This window comes from Kitasatospora sp. P5_F3 (genome assembly GCF_054049135.1).
Genome location: NZ_JBFUMY010000005.1, coordinates 197,547 through 210,134, shown reverse-complemented (window position 1 = coordinate 210,134; position 12,588 = coordinate 197,547). Strand labels below are relative to the sequence as shown.

The following is a 12,588-nucleotide window of genomic DNA, read 5'->3' as shown; positions in this document are numbered from 1 at the left end:
CGGATCACGCGAAGGCCGCCCAAAGACAGCTGAGGTCAGCCCTCGAGTACGGTGAAGGCGAGCGGGCCGGACGGTCCGGGCTGGCCTGCGCCGTTCGGGTAGCCGTACTGGGCCGACCGGCCGCCGGTGGACGTGACGGTGAAGCCGACGGTGTAGCGGCCGGGCGCCAGGTAGACCTGGGTGCTCAGGTGGATCTTCCCGTCCGGGCCCTCCCCGGCCCCACCGCTGCTGCCGCCGTGCGACACGCCGTTGGCGTCGTAGACGGTGAACGAGGCGCCGTTGATGCCCACGGGCGAAGTCGCCTCGATGGCCAGGCCCAGCTGCTGCGGCATCTCACTGGCGCGCATCTCGGTCGCACTCAGCACCGCCGAGGTGGCCACCGGGTCGGTGCTGTCCGGCAGTTGGGTGGCCGTCAGGTCGAGAGCCGGGCCTCCGAAGGCCGCTCCGTACGCCGCCGAGGCCCCCGAAACGTCCCGGAACGCGATCCCCGTGACGGTGCAGCTTCGGGGGTAGATCGGCGGGATCCACAGCCGCACCGCGAGCGTACCGTCGGCCTCCAGTGCGGGCGCCTCGACCGTCTGGTCGCTGCAGTCACCGGTGGTCAGCACCGTGGCCGAGGCGATGGCCCCGCTCAGTCCGACCGGCTTCAGCCCGACGGTCACCTCGGTCGGGGAGGTCCAGTTGTTGAACACCTTCGGGCTGATCGAGAAGTCGGTCGCCTTCAGCACGGCGTTCCGGGTCAGGTGCAGCGGAGCGAGCTCCTGATTGCGGTGCACCGCGACATTGCCGGTGTTGTCCGTCAGCCGGACCCGGGTGATCTTCCAGTCACCGGTGGCGGCGTTCGCCGGGAGCTCCACCTCGACCCGGCACCGGACCTCCTCGGTGTCACCGTTCGCGGGGCCGGCTCCGCAGGTGTACTGACGGTTGCTGTCGGCCTCCAGTACGAACCCACCGGTCAGGGTGGTGCCGTCCGGCCCACGGACCGTCAACTCCCCCTTGAGAACGCCGGCTTCGTAGTCGGCAGCGACCACCTCGTAGGAGACGGCCACCGGTCGGCCGTCCACGTACCGGTACTCCGGCTGTCCGTACGTCAGGTACGCGTTCTCCACACTCGGACCGGTGGTGTCGGTCAGCTCGGTCGCGGTGAAGCTGTTCGGGAAGTCACCCAGCCGGGCCCGGCCGAGCGAGAGCTCGGTACCCCGGTCGTCGGCGGCGGTCAGACCCACCACCGCCCAGGTGGCGTTGGCCACGGCCGCGTAGCGCGGCACCGGGAACGCGTAGCGGTAGGTCGCCGACTGTGCCGTCCCCGAGACCACGGTGGCCCTGGTGTCCCACTTCCGCTGGAACGCGAAGCTCACCGGGTACCCCCGCCCGACCGGACGGCCGTCCGGACCGACCTGCTGGATCACCACGTTGCCAAGGACGTTGGTGGCGGCCTGCTCGGTGTCGGTCACCGTCCACTCCACCGTCGCCCGGGCACTGCCGGAGGTGGCGTCCACCGACGCCTGGGCGAAGGCGAGCGCGGTGAGCGCAAGGCGCGGCTTCGGCGTCGCCGCTGCCCCGGTGGCCGTACCGCCCACCAGCAGTGCGGCGGTGAGCAGGCCGGTCGCCCCTCGACCGATGGCTGTTGCTGTTGCTGTTGCTGTTGCTATGGAAAGTCCCATCTGATTTCCCCCTGGATGTCTGCGTACCGTCGAGAGCGACGGCTGGGCGATGCTGACATGACCACGGGGCCCTCACAACTGCTTTACCGCACCAGCTCATCGCGCCAGTTCAGCAGCACGGCCGGGGCGGACGGCGGTGCGCCGCCCGACCCCAGCCCCGGAGATTCTTCGTCAACAGTCAAGGATTACCGCGCCGTTGTTCTCCCTGGCCACGTCGTCACGCGCTGGCCGGTGCCGCGTGGTGGGCGCTCATCGGCCCCCGTCCTTGCTGCTCGTGAGGTCGATCGCCCATTCCAGCGCAGCCATGACGTGGTCGGGCTGCAGGCCGGTGTGCGGGTCGGGCTCGACCAGCAGCGTCGGGCATCCGGCGGCGGCGCGGTCGGTGGCCCACTGGTGGTCGAGTTCGGTGAAGTCGTCGTCGATCCACGCGGCTGGGGCGCCGGCGAGCCAGGTCTCGACGTGGTCGCGCTTCCACAGGTAGCCGTCGGGGTGGCTGGTGGTGATCGGCAGGCGGGGCAGCTCGATGTGTTCGAAGGCGGGCAGTCCGAGCAGGGGGCCGATCAGGCGGGGTGCGTCGATGCGCCAGGTGGTGCACCACACCGGCCGCACCATGCTGGTGTGGACGGCGCTGGTGATCAGCTGGCCGTGCTGGGGGTTGAGCCAGACCCAGATCGGGTCGGGGTATCCGGTCAGGTGGACTTGGTGGCGAGTGTGGGTCGCCGGCGTGGACTTGTCGGCCGCGGGGAACGGGATCAGCACGCCGTCTATGTCCAGCAGCAGGTACGGGATCTCGTGCATCGGTGCCTCCCAGAGGGTTGGTCAGGGCTTCCGAGCGGTGATCAGGAGGGTGGTCGGCCAACGTGCATCGGCCGGGGCGAACAGGTTCTGCATGCCGGTGACCAGCAGGCCGGCCCGGTTGAGTGCGCGGACCCATCCGGCCGGGCCGATGTCCCAGCGGTCGACTGCGGCGCTGGTGCCGTCCGGCAGAGTCACCGTGTCGCGGGTCTGCGGGCTGACGGGAACGGTGCCGGTCCGCTGCGGGTGCGGCAGAGAGAAGGCGAGGACACCACGGCGGGCCAAGCGGCGCGAGCACGCGGCGAGCACGCGGGTCGGCTCGGTGGTGCCGATCGCCCCGAAGACGGAGACGATCGCGTCCAGCCGCTCGGCGCCCCGGCTGAGGTGAACGGTCGCGCTGGCGTGCACGAACTCGGCGCTGGTGTGGCCGTAGTGGGCTTTCGCGCGGCGGATCTGCCCGGCCGAGCGGTCCACGCCGACGACCGCTGCCCCGGCTGCGGCGAGATGGGCGGTGTTGTGGCCGGCACCGCAGCCGAGCTCGACGACCCGGTGCCCCGTCAGGTCCTCGCCCAGGAGCTCGGCGGCGGGGCCGATGCCGGGCCGCTGTGTCCACTCCATCCGCGGTGGTGGATCCAGGCGGCCCGCCGGCCGCTCGGCGAGGCGATAGGCGGCGCGGGTGTCCCAGGCGTCCACGTCACGGTTCCAGGAGCGTGACGGCGGTCGTCAGGTGACGACGGACGACGTTGATGTACACCTCGTCCTTGGAGGGGTCGTTGATCCAGCGCAGGGCCTGCTCGATGAACCACTCGATCGCCCAGACTCGGTGCCATCCGAGCGCCCACGCCTCGGGGGCGAGGCCGCCGCGCTCGGCCAGGGCGCCCGGGTTGCCGCCGGTAGCGACGTACGCCTCGATGAAGGGCCGGAGCCGGGCGGGGTCCGCGTCGTCGATGGTGCCGTGCCACGAGGCGAGGTCGAGCAGGCCGGGGCCGTTGAACGCGCGGGCGAAGTCGAGCAGGTGCCAGCCGTCCTCGCCGATGTGGAGGCTGGTGGGGTGGAACTCGGAGTGCACCAGGCCCCACGGTCCAGTGGTGGCGCCGTCGGCACGCTTGGCGGCACAGGCGGCGAGCGAGTCCAGCATGTCGGCGATGTCGTCGGTGCCCCTGGTCCACCGGCCGCTCGCGCGCAGGCGCTTGAGGTGGCCGAGCGCCAGAGCGGGGAGGGTGGCCAGGGCATCGTCGTCCAGGACCGGGAGCATGGGCAGCGGGTCGGTGGCATGCAGGGCGACGGCGGCCACGACGCCGTCGGTGTCCAGCGCCTCGCGTACGGGCTCGCCCAGGTCCTCGATGACCATGCCGAGGATGTCGTCGCGCACGATCGCGCCGATGACCGCAGGCACCGGGATGTTGGCCTTGCCGGCGGCCCGAAGGACCTGGTCCTCGCCGGTGAACGGCTCGGTGGCGAACTTGTAGATCGCAGTCGTGCCGTCGGGGAAGGTGAGGCGCTCGACCCCGGACAACGACCAGACGCGCATCGGGTCGCGGGCGGGCTGGGGCAGGCCGGCGCCGGAGCAGATGTCGGTGAGGAGGGTGGTGACGAGTGTGGTGTCCACGGGGGCTCCGAACTCTCTTGGGGAAACCGGGGATTGGGCTGGTCCGGGGCGGCCGGCGCCCCCGCCCCCCCGGCACCAGTGCTCAACTCGAAGCTCAGGCCGGGGTCACGCGGTGCGACTCGACCTGCTCGATCCACTCGGCCTTGAACGCGGCGAGCTCGGTGGCGAAGTTGGCCATCAAGGTGCCGTACGGGGCGACCACGCCGCCGGACTGGTCGGGGACCGACTGGCAGCCGTGCACAAGCCGGCCGCCGAGCGCGGTGTGCGCGAGGATGCCCTCGATCCGGCGGTGCTCGTTGAACCAACCGCCGTGGTAGATCTCGTCGAGCATCTGGCCGTCCTCCTCGGAGAGGTCGAAGACGACCCCGGTGGCGGAGGGGAAGAACCAGCACGGCCCGACGTTGGAGATGTGCCCGTTCAACTCGACCTTGTTCAGGGCCATGAACGTCGCCGCCTCGCGAAGCATCCTGAGGTGGTCGGCGGTGACCTGCGGCAGGCCCAGGGCAGCCAGGTGTTCCTCGCGGAACAGGTACGAGTACACCTGGTAGGCGATGGCCAGGACCTCGCCGGCGTCGGTGGTCGAGCGGCCGTGGGCCTTGATGAAGTCCAGGGCGATCTGCTCGACGGCGGACGCCTCGCTCTCCCTGACGTGCAGCAGGTCGGACTGGACGGTGGCCCAGTCGATGACGAGCCAGGAGTCGGTCTCGAAGCGGAAGAAGTACTGGTCCGGGTCGATGGCGATGCGCTTGCCGTCCACGATGATGCCAGGCAGGCGGTTCCATCGCTGGTCGAACGCCTCGGGCAGTTCGACCGTGATCGTCGTGGTGTCGACGGTGCTGGTCACTTGGGTCTCCGTTCCGGGTGGGCACCCTGGCTGGGGTGCCGTGCGGCTTGGCCGGCCGCCCCGGATCAGGAAGGGGTTCCTGTCTCACCCGGGGCGGCCTGGAGACCACAGTGCCGCCCCGCCGAGTTCCGCATCCGCAGCCCCGCTGTGGGCCCGCAGTCCCACTGCGGCTCGGTCTAGACCTGTCTGGTGCGCGGTCCGGGATCGGGGCTACCAGCGGCAAGTTGGGCGAGCCGGTACTGGGCGTCAGCCATCTTGGGCTGGTAGATGCTCAGCTGTGAGCCAAGGGCGGTGCGAAGGTCCGGGGCGAGCTCGGCGCGGGTGACCTCCTCGCCGAACCAGTCCGTGGCACGGGTCTGGCGCCGGTTCTCCTCGAAGTCAGGCCGGTAGACGAACGGGCCGGTGATCGTGCCGAACGCGAAGGCATGATTGCCGTTGATCGGCATGACGATCTGGTCCCGGCCGGCGACGTTGTCGATGAAACTGCTCAGCTGGGACACGACGTTGACGGCGGCGCGGTAGGTATAGAGCTTTCCGCTGTCGAGCCTCGGCTTCTCCATGAGAGCGGTGATGGCCGCCTCGCGCGTGGTGGCGGTGAGGTCACCGATTTCCCGGAAGCTGAGCGTGGTGATTTGGTTGGCGAACGCGAACTGTGCTCGCTCGCCGGTCTCCCCGGCCCGGACAACCCATATCGTCATGCTTGGCCCATTCCCGTTCGTGCCGATCCTGCGGAGATCATTGTGGCGTTCGGAGTGGGAGGTCCAGTTCCTGTTCCATCTGCGCGATCGTGTGCGCCGGGTCCATGGCGAGGATGGTGGCGATGCCGAGTTCGTCGGCGGGCGCCAGGTTGCGGGCGGTGTCGTCGACGAACACGCAGGCGTCGCCTGGCAGTTCCATAAGGTCGAGCATAATCTCGTAGATCTCGGGGTCGGGCTTGCGCATCTTGTAGTGCTCGGAGATCAGCACGGTGTCGTAGAGCCGGTCGACGTCGTAGCCGTCGTAGATGTCGAATGGCCCGCTGCCAAGGCTGTTGGAGAAGATCCCGACCTTGATCCCGGCGGCGCGGGCAGCCTGGGCTGCGGCGATGACCGACGGCTCCGGGTGCAGGTCTTCCAGGACCCGGCCGAGCAGGTTGGTGCCGTCGATGCCGAGCAGGGCGGCCGTTCGCTCGTTCCACTCTGTCTGAGTGATCGTGCCGCGCTCCAGGTCCGCGTACAACGCGACGCCTTCGGGGTTCATGGCGATAGCGGACAGGAAGGTGCCCTCCGGCAGGCCGGCTCGGCGGTCGAAGCCGAGCGCGCATCCGGCGACGCTGGTGGTCAGCACCCCGCCGAAGTCGAGGATCAGGCCCGTGCGGCGGCTCATGCGGCGCTCCCGGTGGTCTTGAGGAGGGTTCGGGTGTCGATCACGTGCTCGCCCAGACTCCGTGTGGCGGCCGTCTTGTGGAGCCGCAGACTGCGGTGCAGTTCGGTGACGCGGCGGAGGGTCTCGCGGTGCTGGACCTGGGCGACCAGTTCGAGGGCGGCGTGGCCGTCCTCGCAGGCGGCCTCGACGTTGTGGGCGCCTGCGTGTGCCTCGGCGCGGGAGATGTAGGCAGTGCAGCGGTGCCGCAGCATCTCGGGCGACAGCCGTTCGATCGCCTGGTCCAGGGACGGCAGGGCTTCGGCGTGCCGTCCGAGCCGGACCAGGTCGCTGCCCTCGTAAGCGTCGGCCTTGGAGAAGTCGAACCAGGCGATGCCGCCCCAGCGTTCGTCGTCCATCGGGCCGGACAGCAGGGTGCGGGCGTCCTCCATGGAGGAGCGGAAGCCGTGCTCGTCACCGGTGGAGGAGTACATCTCGGAGGCGACCGCGTTCGTCCACGCGCGCATCCGCTTCGACGCTCCGCGCTCGGCCGCGTCGACGGCGGCGAGCGCATAGTCCAGACCGCCATCCGGATCGCCACCATAGGAGGTGCGGAAGGCCCGTCCGCCGAGGATCAGCGCGGCCAGTTCCGGGCTGCTGATCTCCTTGGCGATCTGGTAACCGAGGTCCATGTAGGCGTCAGCCTGTTCCTGGTCGCCGAGGTCGAGCGAGAGCAGGACCGCGGCGAGCGCGGCCATCTCCGCCATATGCGTTAGCAGGGAGTTCCGCAGGTGGAGGGGCTGGTCCTTCGGCCGCAGTGAGATGACCAGCTGCAGCTGGTCATGGGCCACCGGGACCAGGCTGGAGGCTGGGAAGGACTTGTAGGAGCGGCGGTAGCTGCCGCCGATCGACCGCAGCTCGTCCACCGTGGCCTGGTCCACGCTTCCCCCCGACGGCCTGCGGACCTGGGCTCGGGCGTCGGGCGACAGACCCGCGATGGCGGCGGTCAGGCCGGCCAGCGAGCCGAGGGTGAAGGTACGTCGAAGCACAGTTTCTGAGCTTTCCGCATCGGGCGAAGGCGCGTGTGGCGAAGGCGAGGAAGGCAGGTGTGATCTGGGTGACTGTGTTACCACAGGAACCGTGCCGTACCGCACGTCAAGCGCCAGAACATGATCAACCGTCAGACCTAACGCACCCGCGACCCTCTCCGCCATGCTCAGGCTGTCCAGTGCAGCGACCCCGCGCTCCACCTGTCCAATCCATGATTCGGACCTGCCCATTTCGGCACCGAGCTCGTGCTGAAGCAGGCCCTTGCGCCTCCGGCCCTTCTCGATGCGCCGACCGATGATCTTGTCGATCTCCATCACTGGACACACCCCGAAGTCCGTGATCGCTCCACTACAGGCGGCAACCGTACTCGCCGGGGCCGCTCTGTTGGCGGGGAACGGTCGACTCCGTACCTCAACCGAGGGAACGAATCCGGCGGGGCGGGCCCGAGCCGGACCCGTTGACCCTCGCGGCGGCGGACACCCTGCTGAGGGTGGTCCGGCCAGAACCCCGGCTGCGGCTGGGCCAGACCGAGGCGCTGACGCTGGCACCGTTGGTGGCACGCTGGGTGGAACGTGGAGGCACAACAAGCGAGTTGGCCCGCGCATTGTTGGACGGCCTGCCTGGCACGGCGCACTCGCCCGTTGCCGTGCTGCACAGTCGCCTGGAGCGCAAGATGCCGCCGCTCCGCGTCCCGGTCGAACGACCGGCGGCCCGGTACGCCGAGTGCGACAGGTTCCACGACCCGGTACCGCAACGAGGCGTCTGCCGAAACTGCACGGGCCCAGGCCGCGATGTGCAGCGCCAGGAGCTCATTGACGGCCGGACGCCGTCCACCGGTCGCGTTGCTCCACCCCTGACCAGGCGTTAGAGTCCGTCGGGTGACTGCCGGGTCGGCCTTGAGCCATACACGAGTGAGACGCCCGGCTCTGGCGTGAGCATCCGGCGGGCCAGAGGCCCGCCCCCTCCGCGTCTTCGCTTCCAGCGCCCTTGCGCGGCGCCTCCTCTCAACGGAATCCAAGACTCGGAGAAGCAGCACAGATGCCGCACGACCACCAACTGCCTGTCACAGCCGTCCAGTTGAACCACACCGTCGTCCACGCCACGGACCGCCGGCTGTCGGCCGAGTTCCTCGCCGAGATCCTGGGGCTGAGGGTCAGCGCCCCGCTCGGCCCGTTCCTGCCCGTCGACCTGGCCAACGGCGTGACGCTCGACTACTACGAAACACGCGACCAGCCGATCCAGCCGCAGCACTACGCCTTCCTCGTGCCCGACGATCAGTTCGACACCATGATCGCCCGCCTCGAAGCGATCGCGGTCACCTACTACGCCGACCCCAGCCACACCGACCCCGGGCAGATCAACCGTCTCTTCGGCGGCCGCGGCGCCTACTTCGCGGACCCGGACGGCCACAACATGGAGATCATGACCCGGCCGTACGCCCAACGGTGAAACCTTCCCTGAGCAGGGCCGTCAGGGTCCGCAGGCTGACTGATCAGGAGGAGGAGCAGCGGCTGCAGCAGATCGTGCGTCCGTCGGCGCAACGCCAGTGCCCGCCACCCTGACGTCCTAGCCGCAGATCCTCAAGTCGAGGACTGCATGACGAGCTGCTCACCCTCTCCCTCCGGTTCCTCGAAGTTGGCCAGGTAGCGGTTGAACAGCGCCTCGTCCACGGTGACGGCGTTGGCACCCGCTACGCCGCTCCGTACTTCGAGGCGGCGCTCCAGCGTCGCCCGGTCAGCCTTGAGGTGGACCAGTTCCCAGCGGCAACCGTGGCTCTCAATCAGCGCCTTGTAGTCGTCGCGGGCGGCGCGACTCCAGAAGCTGTAGTCCACCACCACGTCGCGCCCGGCCCGCATCAGCTCGACCAGTTCCTGCCGTTGCTCGCGGCGGATCACTTCCTTGAGCCGGTCGAACGCCTCAGCTTCCAGCACCACGCCGGCGTCGCGCTGCCCGAGTCGTTGCCAGACCACTTCGTCGATCGACAGCCGGGCGAAACCGCGTCGCACCAGATCCATCGCGTAGGTGGACTTGCCTGCTCCGGGAAGACCGCACATCAGCACCACCGTGCTCAATTGCTCTGTCACGGAGCCAGGTTAGACCGACCAAGCCGGCGAACCTTTGCGGTCAGAGCACTACTCGATCGGTGACGACACCCTGTGAGGCGTCAGCCGCCAGCGCACGAGAACAACAACGTCCACCTGTCGCTACGTCCTACTCCTCCGGCTCCCAGGCGCGGAGCAGGTCGAGCAGCCCCGCGTCTCCGTCAACGCGCAGGGAGTCGGCCTTGATACGGTCGTACAAGTAGAGGACCAACTCACTGGCCGTGCCATGGACGGCGGCGCCGGCTGCGTCCGAGTCCTCGCCGGTCGCGGCGGTGGGCGCGGGGATGCGGGTGGAGCGCGCGCCGTCGCCGTCGACCGTGAGGCGCCAGGAGCGGCCCTCGGCGGCGTGGAAGTCGAAGGCCGTGGGCTTGTGCGGCCAGGCACTCTGCGCTGCGCAGACGGTGAACAGGAACTCCTCGACACCGTCGAGGGCGACCTCGGCCGGCAGCGGCTGCGGGGCGCCCGCGGCGAGCTGGACGTCGTAGGTGTGCACCGCGCTCTCCTGGACCCGGTGCCGGGCGACTCCGCCGGAGGTCCGCGGCGTCTGCAGGGCACTCCACCACGCCCAGCAGCCGGCGTCCGGTCCTACCTCGCGCAGGGCGCTCAGCAGAAGCTGCGTCGACGCGGCCAGCCAGGCCAGCAGGGCCTCACGCTCCCGCGGCAGTTCCAGAGCGGCGCGCGCAGCGGCGGCCTCGGCCGGGGGAGCGTCGGCAGGCCCCGCACCGACGATGGCGGACCAGAAGCGGTCTCCCCCACCCAGGTGCTTCACCAGATCGAACAGCGTCCACCCGGGGCAGGTCGGCACCGGTGCGTCGAGACTGGGCGCGGCGGCGACCGCGGCGCGGAAGGCGGTCGACCGTTCATCGATCAGTCGCAGCAGGTCAGTGAACTCAAGATTCTTTTCCACGCCGGATGTCTATCACTGTGCTCCGGTGATCGGACAGCGATTTTCACAGTCGCCGCCGGTTGGCCGCTGCGGACGTCCTCGCCTCCCACCGCTCAGGCACCCGGCGACCCGCGCGCAGGCCGTGCACGCGGTGCACGCGGTGCACCGTGGCCCGACAAGTGCCGGACCACGGTGCACGGGTGACGGTGGCGATTCCGAACGAGTGTCAGCAGTCCGGAATGACTGCGCCGTTGTTGTCCTTGGCCACGTCGTTGCCCCAGCGGGACAGGTAGAACGCCGACACCCACTGACCACCCGCTCCGACGTCCGGATCGGTCTTCAGCCACCAGTGGTTGAAGCTACTCCCGCTCGAAATCTGCCGCCCCCAGGCCTTGCAGAACACGTAGTTGGTGCCCTGGTAAAGCGTCCCCGTTGCGGCCGTACTGGTCGGCGAGCCGAACACCGAAGCATTGGCGAAATTGTCCACCCAGTACTTCCCCGTGGTCGGCGGAGCGCCGCCGCCCGCGCAGTCGGGGATCACGGTGCCGTTGTTGTCCTTGKCCACGTCGTTGCCCCAGCGCGAGAGGTAGTACGCCGAGACCCACTGACCCCCAGGACCGACGTCCGGATCCGTCTTCAGCCACCAGTGGTTGAAGCTCCCGCCACTCGACACCTCCCGCCCCCACGCCTTGCAGAACACGTAGTTGGTGCCCTGGTACAACGTCCCCGTGGCGGTCGTACCGGTCGGCGAACCGTAGACCGAAGCGTTCGCGAAGGTGTCCACCCAGTACTGGCCGCCACCCGACGGCGGCGGGGTCGTGGAGCCACCACCCGGTCCGTACAGTCGGATTGAGCCGTAGTAGTCGCCGTGCGAGTACAGCGTCGCCACCTGGACGTAGCCGCCGGAGTACGGCGCCTCGGCGATGTACCCCTGGCCCAGGTAGATCGCCACGTGGTGGATGCCGGCGGCCGTTGCCCCGTAGAACACCAGGTCGCCGGGGAGCAGCGGGGCGAGCCCGTCGCCCCGGTAGTAGCGGGCCACCGCGCGGGACGTGGGCCACTGGGTGTACGTGGTTCCGTTGATCACGTCGGCGCCGACCGCGAGGTAGTAGGCGTAGCGGACCATGCCCGAGCAGTCCAGCCCACGCACGTTGCAGTCGTTGGGTGCGCCGTTGGAGGCATCACAACTTCCGTACGAGGGACCGGGTTGGGCGCCGTGGCCGCCGCCCCAGGAGTAGGGGGTGCCGATCAGGCCGCAGGCGGCGTTGACGGCAGAGGCGGCCTGCGGGGCGGCGCCGGAGGCGAGGACGCCGCAGGCGGGGGCCGCCTGGGCGGGCTGGACGCCGGCGAAGAAGACCGCGAGGGACGCGATGACGGAGAGCAGAGCGGCGTATCTCAGCGGGCGAAGTATCCACCGTGGCACCAGGTTTACGCGCGTAGTCACAGGGCCGTCCAAGTCTGTGGGGACCGGGGATTGATGGCGGCCATTCAAGCACCGGCGCAACGCACGCCGATAGTCCTCCGACCCACACTCCTCAGTGACTTCTCAGGTCGGCCAGCAACACCCTGACGGCCCGTCGGGTGCTCGCCGCCATGTCGACGGCGCCCGGGTCGAGCAGCCACTGCACCTGGAGTCCGTCCATCACCGCGACGATCGCGGCGGCCACCGACCCGACGTCGAACTCGGCCCGCAGCTCGCCGAGTTCGGCCGCCTCGACCAGCGCCTCGGCGACCATCGCCCGCAGGCCCCGGTACCGCTCCCGGAAGTAACCCTGGGCGGGATGCCCGTCCGTGACGCTCTCGGCGGAGAGCACGGTGTACAGCCGGACAATGCCCTCCCGTTCGGCGTTGTGCCGCGCGGTGTCGACCAGGTGGTCCAGGAAGGCAAGACCGCGCGGCCGTTCGGTGCCGAGCTGCTCGATGTCCGACTCGTCGCGCAGCGCCAGCACCCCGCTCAACAGCGCGGTCTTGGACCGGAAGTGGTGCAGCAGTCCGGCCTGGGTGAGCCCCACCCGGTCGGCTATCTCGGCCAGCGAGGCGTGGTGGTAGCCCCGAGTGGCGAAGGTCTCCATCGCGATCCGGAGGATCTCCTCGCGCCGGCTCACCCGGGCCGGTCTGACGGTCTGTCCGCTCTTCATCGCCCGAGTGTACGGGCGCCGCGCCGCTGACCACGGGTTACTTCACGAGTAACTTCAAGTATTGAACAAAGAAGCGCCAACTACTTACCAACCACTCGGTAGGTCTGCTTTCATGCTTGCTGCCACGCACCTCCGGCACCCACCCAGGACTGGAGACAC

At 69.4% G+C, this 12,588-nt stretch carries 13 protein-coding genes and 1 pseudogene; 1 reads left to right on the top strand and 13 read right to left on the bottom strand.

Features of this window, described 5'->3' with window-relative positions; genetic code table 11:
* Positions 1–35 precede the first annotated feature (35 nt).
* The 9 genes and pseudogenes from ACXJMZ_RS04250 to ACXJMZ_RS04210 all read right to left on the bottom strand — a co-directional run.
* Entirely contained in the window at positions 36–1,664 is a 1,629-nt protein-coding gene (locus tag ACXJMZ_RS04250; RefSeq protein ID WP_457028617.1) for a hypothetical protein, read from the bottom strand.
* Between the two features lie 249 nt (positions 1,665–1,913).
* A complete protein-coding gene (locus tag ACXJMZ_RS04245; protein ID WP_457028616.1) occupies positions 1,914–2,462 on the bottom strand; it encodes an HAD domain-containing protein in 549 nt (182 codons plus the stop codon).
* Positions 2,463–2,483: 21 nt separating this feature from the next.
* Positions 2,484–3,152, bottom strand: a complete 669-nt coding sequence (locus ACXJMZ_RS04240; protein WP_457028615.1) for a class I SAM-dependent methyltransferase — start codon at positions 3,150–3,152, stop codon at positions 2,484–2,486.
* A gap of 1 nt (position 3,153) precedes the next feature.
* Complete coding sequence (locus ACXJMZ_RS04235) at positions 3,154–3,990, bottom strand: phosphotransferase family protein (RefSeq protein ID WP_457028660.1); 837 nt, start codon at positions 3,988–3,990, stop codon at positions 3,154–3,156.
* A 172-nt stretch (positions 3,991–4,162) separates the two neighbouring features.
* The gene (locus ACXJMZ_RS04230) at positions 4,163–4,912 is read right to left on the bottom strand and encodes a hypothetical protein (protein ID WP_457028614.1); all 750 of its coding nucleotides are present in this window, start codon (positions 4,910–4,912) and stop codon (positions 4,163–4,165) included.
* Positions 4,913–5,088: 176 nt separating this feature from the next.
* Positions 5,089–5,610, bottom strand: coding sequence for a hypothetical protein (locus ACXJMZ_RS04225; protein WP_457028613.1), 522 nt, complete (start codon positions 5,608–5,610; stop codon positions 5,089–5,091).
* A gap of 37 nt (positions 5,611–5,647) precedes the next feature.
* Positions 5,648–6,277: an HAD-IA family hydrolase gene (locus tag ACXJMZ_RS04220; RefSeq protein ID WP_457028612.1), complete on the bottom strand. Its 630-nt coding sequence runs from the start codon at positions 6,275–6,277 to the stop codon at positions 5,648–5,650.
* Positions 6,274–7,302 (bottom strand): hypothetical protein, encoded by a 1,029-nt coding sequence (locus ACXJMZ_RS04215; protein ID WP_457028663.1) that lies wholly within the window; start codon positions 7,300–7,302, stop codon positions 6,274–6,276. Before ACXJMZ_RS04215 ends, ACXJMZ_RS04220 begins: the two co-directional genes overlap by 4 nt.
* A 126-nt stretch (positions 7,303–7,428) precedes the next feature.
* Positions 7,429–7,617, bottom strand: a pseudogene (locus tag ACXJMZ_RS04210) (helix-turn-helix domain-containing protein); the annotation flags it as partial.
* 724 nt (positions 7,618–8,341) lie between these two features.
* Between ACXJMZ_RS04210 and ACXJMZ_RS04205 the strand changes: the two are divergent.
* Entirely contained in the window at positions 8,342–8,752 is a 411-nt protein-coding gene (locus ACXJMZ_RS04205; RefSeq protein WP_457028611.1) for a VOC family protein, read from the top strand.
* Between the two features lie 131 nt (positions 8,753–8,883).
* On the opposite strand, the gene ACXJMZ_RS04200 is transcribed toward ACXJMZ_RS04205, so the two are convergent.
* From ACXJMZ_RS04200 to ACXJMZ_RS04185, 4 genes are all read right to left on the bottom strand, one after another.
* Entirely contained in the window at positions 8,884–9,387 is a 504-nt protein-coding gene (locus tag ACXJMZ_RS04200) for an AAA family ATPase (RefSeq protein WP_457028610.1), read from the bottom strand.
* 127 nt (positions 9,388–9,514) lie between these two features.
* Positions 9,515–10,312, bottom strand: coding sequence for a maleylpyruvate isomerase family mycothiol-dependent enzyme (locus ACXJMZ_RS04195; protein ID WP_457028609.1), 798 nt, complete (start codon positions 10,310–10,312; stop codon positions 9,515–9,517).
* Between the two features lie 205 nt (positions 10,313–10,517).
* Positions 10,518–11,735: a C40 family peptidase gene (locus ACXJMZ_RS04190; RefSeq protein ID WP_457028608.1), complete on the bottom strand. Its 1,218-nt coding sequence runs from the start codon at positions 11,733–11,735 to the stop codon at positions 10,518–10,520.
* Positions 11,736–11,826: 91 nt separating this feature from the next.
* On the bottom strand, positions 11,827–12,429 hold the full coding sequence (locus tag ACXJMZ_RS04185; RefSeq protein WP_457028607.1) for a TetR family transcriptional regulator: 603 nt from the start codon (positions 12,427–12,429) through the stop codon (positions 11,827–11,829).
* Between the last annotated feature and the right edge of the window lie 159 nt (positions 12,430–12,588).